12 protein-coding genes are annotated in these 18383 nt (G+C 71.3%); 5 read left to right on the forward strand and 7 right to left on the reverse strand.

The window, feature by feature from the left end; genetic code table 11:
* Position 1: 1 nt before the first annotated feature.
* A complete protein-coding gene (locus tag Rai3103_RS07775; protein ID WP_153572112.1) occupies positions 2–430 on the forward strand; it encodes a GtrA family protein in 429 nt (142 codons plus the stop codon).
* Here the strand turns inward: Rai3103_RS07775 and Rai3103_RS07780 are convergent.
* Positions 351–2849 (reverse strand): YfhO family protein, encoded by a 2499-nt coding sequence (locus Rai3103_RS07780; protein ID WP_153572113.1) that lies wholly within the window; start codon positions 2847–2849, stop codon positions 351–353. The two genes, Rai3103_RS07775 and Rai3103_RS07780, sit on opposite strands and share 80 nt — an antisense overlap.
* A 224-nt stretch (positions 2850–3073) precedes the next feature.
* Between Rai3103_RS07780 and Rai3103_RS07785 the strand changes: the two genes are divergently transcribed.
* Together Rai3103_RS07785 and Rai3103_RS07790 are read left to right on the forward strand one after the other, a co-directional pair.
* Positions 3074–4081 carry a type IV toxin-antitoxin system AbiEi family antitoxin domain-containing protein gene (locus Rai3103_RS07785; RefSeq protein ID WP_153572114.1) on the forward strand — a complete coding sequence of 336 codons (1008 nt, stop codon included), beginning with the start codon at positions 3074–3076 and terminating at the stop codon, positions 4079–4081.
* Positions 4078–4329, forward strand: coding sequence for a hypothetical protein (locus tag Rai3103_RS07790; protein WP_153572115.1), 252 nt, complete (start codon positions 4078–4080; stop codon positions 4327–4329). The genes Rai3103_RS07785 and Rai3103_RS07790 overlap by 4 nt, the downstream gene beginning before the upstream one ends.
* A 518-nt stretch (positions 4330–4847) precedes the next feature.
* On the opposite strand, the gene Rai3103_RS07795 is transcribed toward Rai3103_RS07790, so the two are convergent.
* Entirely contained in the window at positions 4848–6116 is a 1269-nt protein-coding gene (locus tag Rai3103_RS07795) for an IS256 family transposase (protein WP_153572116.1), read from the reverse strand.
* Positions 6117–6549: 433 nt separating this feature from the next.
* On the reverse strand, positions 6550–8949 hold the full coding sequence (locus tag Rai3103_RS07800; RefSeq protein WP_153572117.1) for a YfhO family protein: 2400 nt from the start codon (positions 8947–8949) through the stop codon (positions 6550–6552).
* A gap of 117 nt (positions 8950–9066) precedes the next feature.
* On the opposite strand from Rai3103_RS07800, the gene Rai3103_RS07805 reads away from it, so the two are divergent.
* On the forward strand, positions 9067–11724 hold the full coding sequence (locus Rai3103_RS07805) for a YfhO family protein (protein ID WP_194793327.1): 2658 nt from the start codon (positions 9067–9069) through the stop codon (positions 11722–11724).
* 3 nt (positions 11725–11727) lie between these two features.
* Entirely contained in the window at positions 11728–12717 is a 990-nt protein-coding gene (locus tag Rai3103_RS07810) for a PIG-L family deacetylase (protein WP_153572119.1), read from the forward strand.
* Between the two features lie 30 nt (positions 12718–12747).
* On the opposite strand, the gene Rai3103_RS07815 is transcribed toward Rai3103_RS07810, so the two are convergent.
* The 4 genes from Rai3103_RS07815 to mptB (Rai3103_RS07830) all read right to left on the reverse strand — a co-directional run bounded on the left by Rai3103_RS07815 (position 12748) and on the right by mptB (Rai3103_RS07830) (position 18366).
* The gene (locus tag Rai3103_RS07815) at positions 12748–13554 is read right to left on the reverse strand and encodes an SDR family NAD(P)-dependent oxidoreductase (protein ID WP_153572120.1); all 807 of its coding nucleotides are present in this window, start codon (positions 13552–13554) and stop codon (positions 12748–12750) included.
* Positions 13547–14785: an ANL family adenylate-forming protein gene (locus Rai3103_RS07820; RefSeq protein WP_153572121.1), complete on the reverse strand. Its 1239-nt coding sequence runs from the start codon at positions 14783–14785 to the stop codon at positions 13547–13549. The genes Rai3103_RS07815 and Rai3103_RS07820 overlap by 8 nt, the downstream gene beginning before the upstream one ends.
* Positions 14785–16623, reverse strand: coding sequence for a polyprenol phosphomannose-dependent alpha 1,6 mannosyltransferase MptB (gene mptB / locus Rai3103_RS07825; protein WP_479685350.1), 1839 nt, complete (start codon positions 16621–16623; stop codon positions 14785–14787). Before mptB (Rai3103_RS07825) ends, Rai3103_RS07820 begins: the two co-directional genes overlap by 1 nt.
* 141 nt (positions 16624–16764) lie before the next feature.
* Positions 16765–18366, reverse strand: coding sequence for a polyprenol phosphomannose-dependent alpha 1,6 mannosyltransferase MptB (mptB, locus tag Rai3103_RS07830; RefSeq protein WP_153572123.1), 1602 nt, complete (start codon positions 18364–18366; stop codon positions 16765–16767).
* Positions 18367–18383: the final 17 nt, after the last annotated feature.

Raw genomic sequence — 18383 nt, forward strand, 5'->3', positions numbered from 1 at the left:
CGTGGGGTTCCTGCGGACCTGGACGACACGGCTGTGGCCGCTGGTGAAGTTCTCCCTCGTCGGCGTCGTCAACACCGGCGTGTACTACGGCGTCTACCTGCTGCTCTACCGCTTCATGCCGTACGTGGCGGCGCACCTGATCGGCTGGACCGTGTCGGTGATCGGCTCCTACCTGCTGAACTGCTGGTTCACCTACCGGGTGCGGCCGACCTGGCTGAAGCTGCTCGTCTACCCGCTGTCCAGCCTGCCCAACGTCATCTTCACCACCTTCGGAGTGGTGCTGCTGATCGAGGTGCTCAAGGTCAGCAAGGAGCTCGCCCCGCTGATCGCCGGCCTGATGGCCGTCCCGTTCAGCTACCTGTTGGCGAAGCTCCTGCTGGTGGGACGCGGTGACCGCGACGGATCCGGAGCACCTGCACAACGACGGTGAGGGCCACCGCCACCGCGGTGATGACGAGCCCCGGCAGCAGGCCCCTGGGGTGGTAGGAGCAGGTCAGTCGGCTGGCATCCCGGACCGGGACGGTGAGCATGCCCGCCCGGGCGGTGACCGCGACGGGGCCGTCGTCGGTGCGGCAGGCCCAGCCGGGCAGGGCGGTCGTGAGGATGACCGCATCGCCGGTCTGCGGTGCCGGCCAGGCGATGCTGACCTGCTCCTGGCCGAAATGTACGTCGGCGCCCTGGCCCCGCGAGGTGGTCACCATCCGGTCGAGCGCCTGCGGATCCAGGCAGCCGACATCGCCGGGACGGACCCTCAGGCCGTCGCCGCGCAGGGTGAAGGCGACATGTCCGTCCGCGGGGACGGGGCCGAGGGTGTGCACCTGGGGGACGTCCCAGGAGGAGGTGCGGCCCTGCCAGGTGATCGACCCACGCCGCTCGGGTGCGTACGCGGGGGTGACGACCTGGAGGATGCTGCCCGGCCGGCAGTCCGCGGCGACGTCCACCTCGGCCGGCCCGTGCGTGACCAGCGGGCCGTCCTGGGTCACCCTTCCGGTGGCCCGTTCGGTGAGCCGCAGAGCAGGAGCGGAGTAGAGCGGGAGGCCGGCGAGCCGGTCCCGGGTGGCCCACACTGTGCCCGGGGGCACCCCGTCCGCCGCCGTGACCGCCGGGAGGACGGTGACCGGGGCGTTGACCCGGTCACCCGTACGGGAGTGGACGCCCAGGAGCGCCCCGGCTGCGGGGTCGTCGTCCGCCAGCGCGACGCGCCGCCGGTAGTAGCGCAGGCCCAGCGCCGACAGCGCGTCGGCAGTGGTCTGCGGCAGCGTGCTGGAGTAGTAGTCGACCCCGTCATAGCCGAGCAGGAGCGGGTCATTGTCCGAGCCGTGCGAGGGGACCCGGGCCCGCTCACCGCGCGGGACGATCGGCACCAGCCCGTGGCGGACGTCGAGCGCACCGGCGCTGACCGTGTTCGGGCCGCCGTGGATCTTGGCGTTCTCGCGGTAGAGGGCGGCGGCCGTGAACCCGCTCTCGCCCAGGATCGTGACGATCATCAGCACCGGGAGCCATCGCGGCCGTCCGGCGGCGGTGGCGGCCAGCAGGACCAGGCTGACGGCGGTGAGGGCGAGGGTGGCCACCGGCAGCAGGCGTTGGCCGGCGACGAGGGCGGCCAGCGCCGCGACGACGGCCACCCCGCCGAGCGCCGGCCACCGCTCGGGGAGCCCGGCGCCGAGTCCGAGCCACGCGCTGATCGCCAGGATCCCGGCGATGACGAAGGCCTCCCGGTAGTCGCTGCCGTTCGGGGCGGCGAAGCTGTGCCAGAGGAGCTGGGTGGCGGGGAGCTGCACACTCACCACGGCGGCCACCGGCAGCACCACCAGGATGATCCGGACGCGGGCGGCCAGTCGCCGGTTCCATGGGGCGGCCGCCACCAGGACGAGGGTGCCGAGGCCGATGAAGAGCCCGGGTGAGCCCGAGTAGACCTTGCCGGGGAACAGTTGGGCCAGGGCCTCCCACCAGGTCACCTGGTAGAGGTGGGTCGCGGGTACGCGTGCGGCTGACCGGACCTCGTCGAGCACCGGCAGGACCAGCCAGGCGACCATGGCGATCCCCAGCGCGAACCCGAGGATCACCCGCGTCAGGGCGAGGGCCGACTCCCGTAGACCCGCCCGGTCCACCGCGAGCAGGGCCAGCAGCACCAGGCCGGTGCCCAGGGTGGCCATCACGGCCGTGTAGTAGTTCGCCGTCCAGAACAGCGCGACGAGCAGTACCGACCAGGCGAAATGCCGTCGCCTGACCAGCTGAACCGCCGCCCACAGCAGCACCGGGAAAGCCACCAGGCCATCCAGCCAGGAGAGGACGACGATCCCGTCCCCGGTCAACCAGCCGCTACCGGCGTACGCGGCCCCCAGCGCCACCGCGATCACCCGAGGGGCCGATCGGTGCAGCGACAGCAGCAGCCAGGTCATCGCCGCGGCGGCCGAGCCGATCTGCAGCAGGGCGATGGTCTGCGCCGCGAGGGTGAGCTGGTCCTCCGGGAAGAGCACCAGCAGGAGGTTGCCGGGACTGGCCGCGTAGGTCGCGAAGTCGCCCAGGTACGGCAGACCCAACGCGCTGTGCCAGTTGAAGAGCAACGAGTCCGGACCGCCGGGATGCAGCAACAGGTCCCGCAGGTAGGCCTTCTGCGGGAGCAGTTGGTGGTGGGCGTCGTTCACCGCCCACGGACGATCCCCGAACGGGAAGACGCCGGTCAGCCACATGCCGGTGAGGTGGGCCGCCATCGCCGCGACGGCCGCGAGCACGGCGGGGAGCAGCGCCTGGCGTACGCCGACAGTGTCCGCGGCGAACGGCGACGCCACGGCACGAACGCGCACCGACGCGACCGTCCCGGGACTATCTGTCGCGGCGCTGGACATGCCGTGATGCTAAGCCACGACAGCAGGACGTCGGTGCCGGTGTCCGCCACAGCGATCCAGAAAGCCTGCCCGCCTGGCCGCTTGGCGCGCTGCCTCGGAGGGGGCACGAGTGTCAGTGCCATCGGGTGCTGCGATTGTATCTATATGTGACACAATTACATATGGTCTCCCCAAGGTGTGCGGAAGCTAGCTTCATATGTATCGATAACTGATACACTTGCAGCATGGCGTCAAGTCCTGGTGTGACTGCTCGGGCGGTGAACATCGCTGCGGGCCAATGGGGCCTGCTCACGACCGCCCAGGGTGAGAAGGTGGGTGTCACTCGCCTGAAGCTGTCCCGTCTGGCCGCCGCAGGCTTTCTTGAGCAGGTCGACCGCGGTGTGTATGCGGTCGCCGGATCCGACGACCCTCACCGCACGCTCCGGGCGGCCTGGCTCACCCTCGACCCTACCCGCACGGCCGAGGAACGCCTCGCCGACCTCACCAGGGCCGGTGTCGTTTCCCACACCTCCGCCGCCGGGCTGCGCAGTCTCGGCGACCTGCTCGACGACCGACCCGAATTCAGTCTGCCGTACCGCAAACAGACGCGCCGGAACATCCGTCTCCATCGGGCCGCTCTCGCTGCCGACGAGGTGCAGCTCGTCGAGGGCCTCCCCACAACCACGGTCGAGCGTACGGTCGCCGACCTGCTGCGTGACGGCCAGGACCCCGACCTCGTCGCCCAGATCGTCGGACAAGCGACTGGCCGCGGCTTGGTCGATCGTGACGTCCTGGCCGGCCACCTCGATCCCCTTGCGAAGGCGCACGGCGAGCCCGATGGGACCGGGTACGTGGATCACCTGCTGGAAGTGGCAGGGCTCGGACTGGCCGACCAAGTCGATTACCTCGCCAAGACCGAGGCCGGGCGCGTGCTCTGGGAGTCGGCCCAGGCCACCCTGTTGCGGGAGATCACCGAATCGGCAAGAGTCGCACTCGGGAAGGAGCTCATACTCCAGCTCTCCGAGGTTGTGAAGGCTTTCCCAGCCTCCGCCATTCCCCTGCCGACTGAGGTGATCTCCCCGGCGGTGTGGGAGCACGTCCAGCAGGCGGCTGCGGCCGTTCTTGCTCCAGGCGCCGCTGCCTTCGCGCCGGCCGGGCAGCGCCGGGTGGCCGCGCCCACTCGGCCCACACCGCCGGCGGCAACCGTCGAGGAACATGACCAGGACCAGGCTGACCAGCAGGAGCAGCGATGACCAGCAGCGGGTACGACACTGCACAACAGCTGTGGCAGGCCGTCGGCGACAGCGCCAAGGGACTGAAGGTGAAGACCGGGAAGGACCCCTCGGCCGCCATTCGCGAGTTTGTGATGTCTCGCTTCCTGGCCAGCAGTCAGGGGCGAATGGGCACACCGCGGACTGCCGGGCCCACCGTCCTTCACGCCACCGCCGCAGTGGGCACCGCGCTACCCCCAGCAAGCGAGGAAGACCCCCGCGTGTGGTGACGTCATGCGGTACGACACCGCCGTCGCCCTGGTCAACACTTTGCTCTCACCAGTCCTCGACGGCACCGCCGCTGGTCACCAATGGCACCCCGAGGCCAGATCCTGGACCCCGCTCTGACGGGCAGTAGTCAGCGGACGGGCTTGGCACCCAGAACCATCTGAGCCTGCCCGGCGTGACTACTTTGAAATCATGAGTTGGCTCCTCGATAGGCACCCGGTCGACCATCCTCGAATCCAGGATGCACTGCAGGCAATCGGGAGAGCGACGTATGTGGCAAGCCGGACCAGCTGCAGGAGTGGTTTGAACGCTCGCAGGAGGAGTTTCGCGGCGCTCTTGAGCAGATTCGAGTGCACGTGAACGGGCTCACGCCTGGGTGCGCCCTGGTCGGTTCCTGGCTGTTTCAACTCCTGGGGCAGGAGGATGACCAGTCCTTTCCTCAGCAGGTCTTCGATGCCTACTCGACGGTCAAGTCCCTTTGTGTGGTGTAACCGTGTTGTCTCCTGGGGTGGGGTGTTGGTCAGGCAGTCAGGAAGAGCTCGGGGTGGGCGGGTTCTGCGTGGTCGTGGAGGATGTGGGCGAGTTTGCGCATGGAGACCTCGGAGAAGTAGCGGCGTTCGCCGTATTGCCATTCCTCGTGTTGTTCCTGGAGGACGGCGCCGATCAGGCGGGTGACGGAGTCGCGGTCGGGGAAGATCTGGACGACGTCGGCGCGGCGTTTGATCTCGCGGTTCAGCCGCTCGATCGGGTTGTTCGACCAGACCTTCTGCCAGTGCTCACGGGGCAGTGACGCGAACGCGGTCAGGTCTGCCTCGGCGTCCTGGAGCATGCCGGTGATCTCGGGGAACGAGGAGCGCAGACTGTCGGTGACCTGCTGGTACTGGCCGATCACGGTCTCGGGGGTGGTCTGGGCGAAGATCGTCGAGATCAGCGCGTTGATCGGCTTGGACCGGGCCGATCCGAGTTTCTGGGTGACGTTGCGGGCGAAGTGGACCCGGCAGCGCTGCCAGCCGGCTCCGGGCAGGATCGCCTTCACCGCGGCTTTGAGGCCGGCGTGGGCGTCGCTGGTGACCAGCGCGACACCCAGCGGGTCGGTGTCGGTGGCGACCTTCAGGCCGCGGTCACGCAGGCCACGGAGGAACTCGGTCCAGAAGTCGGTGGTCTCGGCGTCGCCGAGGGCCATGCCGAGGATCTCGCGGCGTCCCTCGCCACTGACACCGGTCGCGACGACGAGGGCCTGGGAGACGACCCGGCCCCGGACGCGGACGTCGAGGTAGGTCGCGTCGAGGAACAGGTAGGGAAACCAGGTGTGGTCGATGCGCCTGTGCAGGAACTCGCCGACGGTCTCGTCGATCTCGGCGCAGATCCGCGAGACCGTGGAGCGGGAGATGCCGGTGTCGTTGCCGAGGGCGCGGACGAGCTGGTCGACCTTGCGGGTGGAGACGCCCTCGATCCAGGCCTGGCAGATCACCGCGTAGAGGGCCTTGTCGACCCGCCGGCGGGGGTTCAGCAGGGCAGGGAAGAACGACCCCTCACGCAGTTTCGGGATCGCGAGGTCGACCTCCCCGGCCGGGGTCTGGAGGGACTTGGGGCGGGTACCGTTGCGACGCGTGGTCCGGGCCGGGGTGCGTTCGTAGCGGCCGGCGCCGATCTTGACGGTCGCTTCGGCGTCGATCAGGTCCTGCAGCCCGGCCTGCAGCATCCGGCGGAACACGTCCGAATGGGCCAGGTCGGGATCGGTGAGGACTTCTGAGATCAGGCTTGTCAGGGCAGACTGGTGGCGGGTCATCGTGGGATCACTTCTTTGCTTCTTGGCGGAAACATCAGGTCTCCCACGATGGCCCTCCTACGTCGTCAGCAACGACAAGGACACCGCGGGAAGTGACACCACGCTATGGGACACATCCTACTCGACCATGCTGAGCTCGTGGATCCTGGCTCCCGTTTGGGATCTACTCCCGCGACTCGAGGGAGAACCCACCATCCCCGCCCGCGATGGCGCGGTCCGCTAGCCAGTATGACGCGCAGGAAGAGCACCCCCGAGCGGCTCGGTCACCACTGGGTGAGTGGTAGCGCCGCGCCGGGTCACTCGGGTGGTCAACTCGGTCGCCCCTCGCGAGGGTTCCGGCGTCTGCGGAAAAGTTGCAGCGCGACTGTCAGGATGAGCGCAGCGGCCGCGACGACCGAACCTGGCAGCAGGCCGGCGGTGCGGTAGGAGCAGGTCAGCTGGGTGGCCCCCGGACCGGGACGGTGAGCATGCCCGCTCGCTCGGCGACCGGGACGGGTCCCGCGTCGGTGCGGCAGGCCCAGCCGGGCAGGGCGGTGGTGAGGATCACCGCGTCGCCGGTCTGCGGTGCCGGCCAGCTGACGCTGACCCGCTCCTTGCCGAAACGTACGTCGGCGCCCTGGCTCCGGGAGGTGGTCACCATCCGGTCGAGGGCCGCCGGGTCCAGGCAGCCGACGTCGCCGGGGCGTACGTCCAGACCGGTGCCGCGGATCGTCAGCGTCACAGCGCCGTCGGCCGGCACCGAGCCGAGCGTGTGCACGACGGGATCACCCCAGCCGACCGTACGGTCCTGCCAGCTGATCGACCCGTGGGCGCGCCGATCATCGGGGTGGGTGACCATCTGGAGGGTGCTGCCCGCGGGGCAGCGCCCGGAGAGCTCGACCGTCGCCGGGCCCGCAGCGGTGATGCCCTGATCGATCGCCACGCGGCCGTTGCTTGGGTCGGTGAACCGCAGCGACGGGACGGTGTAGAGCCGGATGCCGGCGAGCAGGTCGCGGGTCGCCCAGACGGTGCCCGCGGCGGCCGGGTCGGAGGCGACCGGGCCGCTCGGCAGGACGGTGGCGAGCGCCGCGACCCGGTCATCGGCCCGGCCGTGGATGCCCAGCAGCGCCGGCACCGCGGGGTCGTCGCCGGCGAGGCTGATCCGTCGCCGCCCGTACGGCAGGCCCAGGCCGGACAGCGCGTCGGTGGTGACCCGCGGCACGGTGCTGGAGTAGTAGTCGATGCCGTTGTAGCCGAGCAGCAGCGGGTCGTTGTCGGTGCTGCGGGGGGCCCGGGTGCGTTCGCCGTCCGGTACCGGCGGCACCTCGGCCAGCCGGGCCGCATAGACGCTCGCGCTGAGAGTGGTCGGCGCGCCGTGGAACCTCGCCTTGTCCCGGTAGGTCGCGCCCGCCGTGTAGGTGCTTTCGATCAGGACCGTGCCCACCATCACCAGGGCCAGTAGGCGCGGGGAGGGGGAGGGCCGCGCAGCCGCGGGGGACGTCTCCGCGTGGGAGCCGGGAACGGCGCAGACCAAGGCGATCAGGACCAGGTCGGCGCCGCTGAAGAGCAGCGTGACGATCGACAGCTCGCCGGACAGCACGGCGCCCAGGGCGGCCACCGTCAGCACGCCACCGAGCAGCGGCCACCGGCCGGGGAGCCCCGTGGCCAGGCCCACCCACGCGGTGATCGCCAAAATGCCGGCGATGACGAAGGCCTCCCGGTAGGCGCTGCCGTTGGGCACCGCGAAGCTGTGCCAGGCCAGCTGCGTCGCCGGGATCTGCATGCTGACCACCGACGCGACCGGCAGGATCACCAGTGTCAGCCGGGCGCGGACGGGCAGCCGGCGGTTCCAGGGGGCCGCGGCGACGAGGATCAGGGCGCCGAGGCCGACGAACAGCCCCGCGGACCCCAGCGACCAGTTGCCCGGGAAGAGCCGCGCCAGCGTGGTCGCCCAGGAGACCTGGTAGAGCGACGTCTCGGGGCCCGGAGCGGCGGACCGGACCGCGTCGAGGACCGGCAGCACGAGCCAGCTGATCATCGCGATGCCCAGCGCGAACCCCCCGATCACGCGGCCGAGAGCGACGGCGGCGTCGCGTACGGTCGGCCGGTCGACGACAAGCAGAGCCACCACGACCAGGCCGACGCCGAGGGTGGCCATCACCGCGGTGTAGTAGTTCGCCATCCAGAAGAGCGCGACGAGCAGCACGGCCGGGATCAGTCGGCGCCGGCGGATCAGCTGGACGGCGGCCCACAGCAGCACCGGGAAGGCCACCAGGCCGTCCATCCAGGACAGCACCACGATCGCGTCGCCGGTCACCCAGCCGCAGCCGGCGTACGCGGCGCCCAGCGCGGCGGCCACACCCCAGGGAGCGGCCCGGTGCAGCGACAGCAGCACCAGCGCCATCACCGCCGCGGCGGTGGCGATCTGGACCAGCGTGATGACCTGCACCCCGAGGGTCAGCCGGTCGCGCGGGACGAACACCAGCAGCAGGTTGAACGGACTGGCGGCGTACGTGGCGAAGTCGCCGAGATAGGGCACGCCGAGGCCGCTGTGCCAGTTGAAGAGCAACGAGTTCGGGCCGCCCGGATGCAGCAGGAGCTCGCGGACGTACGCCTTCTGAGGGAGCAGTTGGTTGTAGGCGTCGTTGACGGCCCAGGGTCGCTTCCCGAAGGGGTGCACGCTCGCCAGCCACATCCCGGTGACCTGGGCGACGACGGCCACCAGCGCCGCGGTCAGCGAGGCGAGGACCCGGTCGCGACGACCCCCCGCGGCGACCGGCCCGAGCAGCACGGAGACGTCGGCCGGCAGCGGGTGGGAGGCGACCGGGGTCGGCGCCGCTGCGGGGATGGCCATGGGGTGGATGGTAAAGCAGCGTGGATGGTGAAGCACACCGCAGCTAGACTGCGCGCGGCGTCTCCGGGGGAGACGACCGGCAGAGTCGAGGGTGCCGCGGCGCCCGGAGGAGGCCAGATGCCCCAGGGGCGCACACCCGTACGCTTCCCGGTGAGCGCTGCGCGCGGCCGCCGTTGGCGGGAGGCTGTCACCGGTACCCCTGGAGCGGCCGCCCTCGCCGCGCTGCTGTCCGTCACCGTGATGGTGGTGCAGGCGGTGGTCCGCGGCGAGTACCCGTTCGGTGACCTGCCCCGCGGGTTCGACGACTACTTCGCCCAGTTCGTCCCCTACCACGCCATGTTCCAGCGGCTGCTGCACGGCGATCCCGGCATCGATGCGCAGTTCAACTGGTTCGTCGGGCTGGGCCAGCCGTTCCTGCCCGACTATGCCGTCTACCTCGGCGGACCGTGGACGCTGCTGATCGGCCTGTTCCCGGTGACCCGGGTCGAACTCGGCATGGTCGTGGTGACCCTGCTCAAGGTCGCGATGGTGGCCGCGTCGATGGTGGTGTACCTGCGGATCGCCCACGGCGCCGGACACCCGGTGCTCGCCGCCGTCGTCGGGACCGCGTACGCCACCAGCGGGTTCATTCTCGAGGAGGGCCTGTACGACCCGATGTGGCTCGAGGGGGTCGCGGCCTTCCCGCTGATCGCCCTGGTCGGCCACTGGTGCCGGACCGGCCGCCACGCGGTGCCCAGCGTGCTGCTCATCGCCCTGCTCTACTGGTCGAACTTCTACAGCGCCATCATGGCCACCATCGGCGCCGTCTACCTGACCCTGGTGATGGCCCTGGTGGACCGGCTGCCGCCGCGCCGACTCGGCGAGCAGCTCGGGCGCCTCGCCGTGCGCGGCTTGCTCGGCGTCGGGCTGACGCTGCCACTGGTGCTGCCCGGAGTGCTGGCGGGGACCCAGGCTCCGCCGCTCGACATGACGTACGGGCCCCGCAACGTGCCGCTGTGGCGCTACCTCTCGAAGCTCTTCAGCCTCACCGAGCTCCTCGACTTCAGCCCCGGCCTGGCGATCGGCACCCTCCTGCTCATCGCCGCGCTGGCCTTCTTCGCCCACCGACGGATCCCCCTGCGGGAACGGCTCACCCTCGGCCTCGGCCTGGTCGTCATGTTCGCCACGATGTCGTGGGACGTCACCCGGCTGGTCTGGTTCGGGTTCACCGAGCCGCACGGGTCCTTCTTCCGCAATGCCTTCGTGGTCAGCGGCTTCCTCCTGGTGCTGGCCTGGCGGTTCCTGCTGCGGCCACCTCCCGGCCTGCTCGCCACCGTCCTCGGCGGTGGCGCGGTGCTGGCGGTGCTCGGCTGGCTGACGCTCATCCACCACCGCGGACCGCACCACGCCTGGTCCACGCCGCTCACCGTGGTGATGGTGCTGGCGGCCGTGGCCGGCGTCGCCGTGATGGCGATCCGGCCCGGCACCCGGCGCGTGGTCGGCCCGATCCTGGTCTCCCTCCTGGTCCTGGAGTTGGGGCTGAACGCCGTCGTGGTCGAGCAGTTGCGGGCCTCGGTGCGCCAGCCGATGGGACGCTGGTACGCCGACGCCGACCGCGACCTCGCGCTGGTCCGGGAGCACCGGGCGAGCGGCCAGGGCTGGCCGCCCTACCGGCTGGACGACGCCGCGTACTGGTACGGCAACCAGTCCGGCCTGCTGGGTGAGCCGGGCGTGCGGTACTACTCGTCCACCTTCACCGCGCAGTCGGCCCGGGTGTTCGCCGACCTCGGCGTCCCTTCACTCGCCAACGGCCGGTTGATGGGCCCGACCGTCGAGGACGCGCCCCTCTTCGCCCTGCTCGGCGTCTCGGCCCGGCTGGAACATCCCGAGCCGGGGCGGTCCCGGGTGAGCACCTACCGGTCGTTCCCGCTGGTCCGCGTCGCGCCCCCGGCGCGGCCGTCGGTCACCGGGGTCGCCTCGGTGTTCGCCCATCGCGACGGACTGTGGGACGAGCAGGTCTACACGGCGCCGGTGTGGGCGACCCGGCCGGCCACGGACGGCGCCGTGGTGCCCGCCGGCAACCAGACCCGGCTGGCCGGCACCTGCCCCGCCGGAGGAGTGCTCCAGGCCGACCTGCGGCCGGCGGGCGGTGCGGTGACACTGCGGACCTCGGGGTCCACCTCGGGTGGCCAGCGCGTCGACACGCCCGCCCCCGATGAGCGGCCGGCGCCGGTCACCGTGGCACTGCCCGCGACGGGAGCCTTCGATCTGGCGTACGTGGCCGACAACCGGGCGCCCCAGCCGCTGGCGCTGGACCGGTTCGCCTGCTTCGACGCCGCCCGCGCGGCCGGCTTCGTCGACGCGGCACAGCGCGATTCCCCCGGCCTGCTGGTGCATGGTCGCCACCTCGAGGCGACCTGGCCGCACCCGGTGTCGGGTGACGTGATCGTGTCGACGACCGCGGTCGACGGCTGGTCCTGCGACGTCGACGGGCAGCCTGCTCGGATCATCCCCGCGAGGGCCTGCTCAGCCTGCCCGTGCAGGGAGCCAGCCGCCTCTCCTGCCGCTACTCGACGCCCGTGCTCGCGCCGGCGACCGCCGCGGCGCTCGTCTGCCTGGCGGCCGTCGTGGCGCTCGGCCTCATCCGGCGCCGTACGGTCAGCAGGTGGCGCGACCGGAGCTGAGCACCGGCCCGGGCCACCGCGGTCCGGCCCTCCGGAGCTCCGCGCAGGGCATGCGATACTGGCCGCCGGGGCCCGCCGCAGGCCCTTCCCCCCGCACGATTCCGAAGGATGATCCATGCTCCAGCGCCGGCAGCCGGCTCCGTCCGATCGCTCGCCGGCCCGGGCGACGCGCCGACGGTCCCTGCTCGTGGCCGGCGCCCTGACGCTGCTCCTCACCGCCTGCGGCTCGGTCCTCGGCTCGGCGCCCCGGGCGACACCCTCCGCGGCGGGCGGCTGCACCGGCGGCTCGCTGCAAGTCGTGGCGCACCAGGACGACGACCTGTTCTTCATGAGCCCGGACCTGCTCCACGATCTCGGCATCCAGCGCGAGCGGTGCATCCGTACGGTCTTCCTCACCGCCGGGGACGCGGGCTACGGGCAGGACTACTGGAGCGCCCGCGAGCGGGGGATGGAGGCCGCGTACGCCGAGGCTGCCAAGGTCCCGGACACCTGGGAGTCGAGCTCCTTCACCGCCTCCGGCCACCAGGTGCTGGTCCGTACCCTGGTGCCGCGGCGGACCGTCTCCCTGGTCTTCCTTCGCCTCCCTGACGGGATGCCCGGCGGGGAGGGCAGCGACCAGCAGCACCACCAGAGCCTGCCGAAGCTCCTCGACGGCAGGATCCCTGACATGACAGCCGTCGACGGCTCCGCGACGTACACCGCGGCCGGGCTTCGGGACGAACTCGTGGCCCTGATGGACGACGCCCGCCCCGCCCTGATCCGCACCACTGATTTCGTCCACCCGATCGGCGACGGCGACCACGGCGACCACCACGCCGCCGCCTACCTGACCCGGGACGCCAGTCGGCGGGCGGACGTCGAGCACCGGATCCTCAGCTACCAGGGCTACCCGGTCAAGGACAAGCCGAAGAACGTCGGCGCCGACGACCTCGCCCTGAAGACGGCCGTCTACGACACGTACCAGGGCTTCGCGCTGCCGTCGGAGCCGATGTGGCGGCCGGCGTGGCTCTACCGCCAGTACGTCGTCGCCGACACGCAGGTGCCTGCCGCCACTGCACCGGCCTCGGTGGACACGTCGCCGTATCGCCCCGGCCCCGGGGAATGAGGCCGGGACCGGCGCGGGCGACCAGGGGGATCAGATCGAGCTGCCGCCGTCCACGGTGATCACCTGACCGTTGAGGTTGGTGTCGTCGAAGAGCAGCATCCGGGTGATCGGCACGATGTTGTCCGGCTCGACGAGCCGCCCGGACGGCGTACGCCGGGTGATGGCGCCCAGTTGCTCCGAGCCGAGCACCGAGCTCATCTCCGAGGCGAAGAAGCCGGGGGCCACCGAGTTCACCAGGACCCGGCCGTGCATCTCCCGGGCCAGGGTGCGCATCGCCGCGTCGAGACCGCCCTTGGCGGCGGCGTACGCGGCCAGACCGGCATAGCCGCGCTGTGCGCCCACCGAGGTGATCATCACGATCCGCCCCCGGCCGTTGCGGCGGATCATCCCGCGCAGCACCGCCCGGGTGAGCACCAGCGGGGCGGTGAGGTCGGTGCCGATGATCCGGGCGATGTCGGCCGGCGACGTCTGCATCAGCATCGAGTCCTGACCGACAGCGGCATTGTTGACCAGCCCGTCGATCCTGCCCAGCTTCGCGGTCGCCTGCTTGACGAAGGCGGTCACCGCGTCGACGTCGGTGATGTCGACCGGCGCGACGTACGTACGGTCGGGGAAGGCGTCGGCGAGCACCTGCAGCTCCGGGGTGATCGTCCGGGCGAACGCGGCGACCTTGGCGCCGGAGTCCAGCACCATCCGCACCAGGGCCAGGCCGAGGCCGCGGGAGCCTCCGGAGACCAGGACCACGGCGGCCGGCGGGACGGGACCGGCGGATCCCTCAGAGGCGCCCGAGCCCTCAGGGCCGGGGGCATCGGCGGGGGCGTTGACGGGCTCAGACATCGGACTTCAGGCTCTCCTTGATCGGGATCTGGGGCAGGATCCTCAGCCGGCGCGGGACGGCGTACTCGGGCAGCCGGGCGGCGCACCAGGTGGCCAGGTCCTCGGTCGAGGCGTCGGCACCGGGCGCGAGGACGACCTCCGCGGTCACCATCTGCCCGACGATCGGGGCCCGGCGGCCCTTCACCGCCGCCCAGGCGACCGCCGGATGGTCGAGGAGCACGGTACGTACCACGGCGGCGGAGGCCTTGGACCCGCCGACGTTGATCTCGTCCGACGCCAGCCGGCCGATGATGAGCACCCGGCCGTCGCGGATCTCCACCCGGTCCCCGGTACGCAGATCGGGGTCCATCCCCTCGGCCCGGAACGGGGAACGGATCACGAGTTCGTCGTCGACGACGCTGAGGCGGGGGCGGCTCTCGGTGTCACGGTCGAGCCATTCCACCGGGAACCCGGCCCGGCCGTCGTGGACGGCGATCGCCGCGCCGGCCTCGGAGGAGGCGTAGATCCACGAGATCCGGGCCTCGGGGTAGACGGTGTGCAGCCGATCGAGGACGGCCTGGTCCACCGGCTCACCGCCGAGGGTGATCTGTTCCAGCGGCAGCCGCGCCATGGTGTCCCCGGCGCGGACCAGAGCCTGGCGCCAGAAGGTCGGTGTCCCGGAGACGGCGGTGACGCCGTGCTCGAGGGCCAACTGCGGCCAGTCCTCGAGCTGGTCGGGCTCGACGAAGACGAGGTCGTTGCCGGGATGGGCGAGGGACAGGGTGACCAGCTGCCACCACGCGTACGCCCCCGGGGTGTAGGGGCACAGCCAGGTGCGGGCGGGCTGGTCGCCCTTGACGGTGGTGAGTGAGTCGAGGGTGTGGGCGACCCGCTTCGGCCGCCCGGTGGAGCCCGAGGTGAGCAGCCAGATCCGGCCGGAGTGGGCGGCCCGTTCGACCGCGGCGGGCAGCAACGCGACCTCGGCGCCCTCGGCCCGGGCGATGGCGAGCCCGGCGGACTCCAGGTCGGTGATCAGGCTGTCGTCGGCCCGGGTCAGGGAGGCGACCAGGGTCTCCCGGTCGGTGGTGGCGTGGGTCCAGACGGCGCGGACGGCCTCGGCGTGGTCGTGGACGAAGACCGCGGCAGCCGGCGGCAGCGGATAGCCGTCGAGGTCCGCCCAGCTGCCGGTGAAGCCGCGGGAGACGATCCGGTTCGTGGCGCCGGCGACCGTCCGCGAGGCCCCGGTGGCCATCAGGCGTCCTGCAACTGCTCGATGAAGTCCAGGACGTCGGAGACCGTCGTGATCGATCGCAGGCCCGGGGCGTCGAAGTTGAGCTCGGTGCCCAACTCGTCCTCGACCGACAGGGCCAACTCGGAGAAGTCGAGGGACCGGAACCCGATCGCGTCCAGGGCGGCGGTGTCATCGGCGGGCAGCGTCTTGCCCTGGTTCGCGAGCACCTCGGCCATCATGGTGCGGATCTGGTCGCGGCTGAGTCGGCTCATGCTCTCGGCTTCCTGGGGGTCGGACGGATGACGCGCCCACTCTACCGAGCGGACCGGGCCCTGGGGTCCGGCGGCGAGCGACCGGGCCAGGGCTGGATGGCGCCGGGTGTAGAGGAGCGTGGCCGCCGCCAGGGCCAGCGCCATCGCAAGGCTGCCGTACAGCTGGAAGTCCGTCTCCTCGATCACCAACTGGACGAAGGCCACGGCGACGACGAAGGCGATCCGGCGACGGACGCCGTCGGGGCTGAGCCGCTCGAGACCGAACATGACCGGGATCGGGATGAGGTACCACGGCCAGAGGGTCGGGGAGGCGAGCGCGAACGCGAGAGGCCCGACCCAGGCCAGGGTGGGCCAGCCGTGCGGCGCGAGGCGGGCGATCATGACGATGAGTCCGAGCGCGACCACCGGGACGAGGACCCTGGCCACCGGTCCGTTCGCCGCGCCTTCCGGGAGCGGATGGCCGTGCAGACGGGACAGGAAGCCGGCCACATCCCCAAGGAGCGCGGTGGGGGAAAGGCTGAGGACACTCCCGGGGACTCTCAGCGCGTGGATCCAGCCGCTCCCCAGGCCCGCGGCGGCGGTCATGGCGAGGAACGTCGCCACGAGGCTCACGGCGGCGACCCCGGCGCGGGCGGCGATCCGGCCCCACAGCCGGACGCCGCCTCGCGCGGCCTCGACGGCGGGGACGGAGGCGAGGACCAAGGCCGGCAGCACGAGGACCGCGGGCTGCTTCACGGCCGTGGCCACCGCCACCACCGCGGTGCCGGTGACCAGGCCATAGCGGGTCCGCGCCAGCATCAGGCCCACCAGGACGAGCGTGGTCATCAGGACCTCGTGGTGCAGACCGGCTATGCCGGCGAGGATCGTCAGCGGGTTGAGATACCACCAGAGAGCCGTACGGACGTCACGGCCGATGTCAGCCGCGAGGCGTGCCAGCGCCCAGCCACCGATCAGCAGGACGATCAGGTCCAGCACGTGCAGTGCGACGATCGACCCGTACGGGTGCTCCTGCCCCACCCAGACCGCCAGTTGGGACCAGCGCAGGGACAGCGGGGGATACACGGTCGTGGTGCCGACCCAGGTGGGGTCGACGTACGCCGCGAGCGGGCCACCGTCGGTGCCGAGGCCGACCCGGTAGGGGTTCATTCCATGGGCCAGCTGCCACCCCTGGTCCAGGTAGGCGTGGGCGTCGGTGCTGCCGAATGGCAGCCCGACGACCAGCGGGAGGCTCCAGGCGACCGCGGTGAGCAGGCTCTGTCGCAGGGCGGAGTGCGCCGGTTCCCCCCGACGGGGGCGCGCCTGGATCCAGGCCAGCGTCAGCAGGAGACCACCCGACAGCATCAGGGCGATGTCGAGGCCACGGCCCAGCCACTCCTGGACGAGCCGGATGGCCAGGGGCAGGTGGTAGCCCTGGGTCCCGGCTGTACGCACCGTGCTGACGGCCAGGGTCACGGTGGCGAGGGTTCCCGCCAGGACCCACCGTCGCCGGTGCGCGGAGCCGCCCGCGCTCCGTCGTGCCCGCGGGTCATCGGGTGTCAAGGGCCGGCCGGCTCCCGGTTCTTCGGGGAGGACGGGAGGAACCCGCATCGGTGTGGTCACAGCCACTGTGGACGCGCCCTCCTGTGCCGGGTCGTGATCGGCCCGGTCGTGATCGACCTGCTCATTCGTGCTCCTCGGGACATCCCGTCATGGACCCGAGGTGTCCGGTCGGACCCTCGGTTGCGGGGCCTACGTCTGCGCGCGGAGCTCCCCGGGGTCGGGATCTGCCAGCCGGGCGGGGCCGGGGGAGCGATCGGCCAGCGAGCGGGCGATGCCGGGGTGCAGCCGGGAGAAGTACAGCCACGAGGCGGCCAGGATGAGCGCGGCGGCGAGGGTGCCGTACTTCTGGAAGCCGGTGTACTCGATCACCACTTGGGCGAAGGAGATGCCCAGGACGAAGGCGATCCGGCGCCGCACGTCGTCGTAGTCCAGGCGCTCCAGGCCGAACATCACCGGAATGGGGATGAGGTACCACGGCCACAGGGTGGGGGAGGCCAGCCCGAACGCCAGCGTGCCCACCCATGCGAGGGTCGGCCAGCGATGCGGCGTGAGCCGGACGATCTCGACGATGAACCAGACGGCCACGATCGGCGCCACCACCATGCCCACGGGACCGGTGACGGTATCGGAGAGGAGCTTGGTGCCCGTCGCGTGGCGGAAGAAGAACCCGACCACCTGCGCGATGATCGCGGTGGGCGAGAGGGTGAAGCTCATCCCCGGCACTCTCAGGGCCGAGAGCCAGCCGAAGCCCAGTCCTGATGCCCAGGTGATGAGGACGAAGGTCGCCGCGACACTGACGGCCGACACGAGGGCGCGCCAGGCGATGTCGAGCCAGGCCCGTGCGCGGGGACCCAGGGCGATCGACGCGGGTAGCGTGGCCACGACGAGCGCCGGAAGGACGACCACCGCCGGTTGCTTCACCGCCGCCGCGAAGCCGATGGCGATGCTGCCTGTCACCAGTCCGAACCTCGTCCGCGCCAGCATCAGGCCCAGCATGATGAACGCGGTCATCAGGAGCTCGTTGTGGAGACCCGCTACGCCGGAGAGGATCATCAGCGGGTTGAAGTACCACCAGAGGGCCTTGCCCACGTCACGGCCCATGCCGGCCGCGAGCCGCTTCGTGGCCCAGGCGCCTGTCATGAGGGCGGCCAGGTCGAGGAGGTGCAGCACGACCAGCGACCAGTACGGGTGGGAGCCGCCGATGAGCACGGCCAGTTGGGCGAAGCGCAGGCCCAGCGGGGGATAGATGGTCGTCGTCCCTACCCAGACCGCGGAGACGTGGTCCGCGAAGGGGCCGCCGCCGATGCTGAGACCGGTGACGTAGGGGCTCATGCCGTGGCTCAGCTGCCACCCCTGGTCCAGGTAGGCGTACCCGTCCAGACTGGCGAAGGGCAGCGAGAAGACGAGGGGGAGCGACCAGATGCAGGCGGTGATCAGCGCCTGCCGCAGTGGCCGGTCGGCGGGATGGTGCGGGCGGGGCCGGATCTGGATCCAGGCCAGGGCCAGCAGGATCCCTCCGGAGACCATGAACGCGACGCCGACGCCGCGGTTCATCCAGTCGCGGATGAAGCCGAAGATCAACGGCAGGTTGTACTCCCGACTCTCCTTGGGCATCAGCGCGCTGAGCGCCAGCCCCAGGGTGGCGAGGAAGCCGACCATGGTGCCCGGGCGCTGGACTGTGGGACCGAGCCTCGCGACGAGCTGGCCGAAACGGCCGTTCGGAACGGCCCTGGCGTCGGTGTCGGGGGTCTCAGGACCTCCGGCGGGCACCGTCGTGTGGGGTGACGTCATGCAAGGTCCTTCCGCAT

It is taken from the genome of Raineyella fluvialis (assembly GCF_009646095.1).
GTDB lineage: Bacteria > Actinomycetota > Actinomycetes > Propionibacteriales > Propionibacteriaceae > Raineyella > Raineyella fluvialis.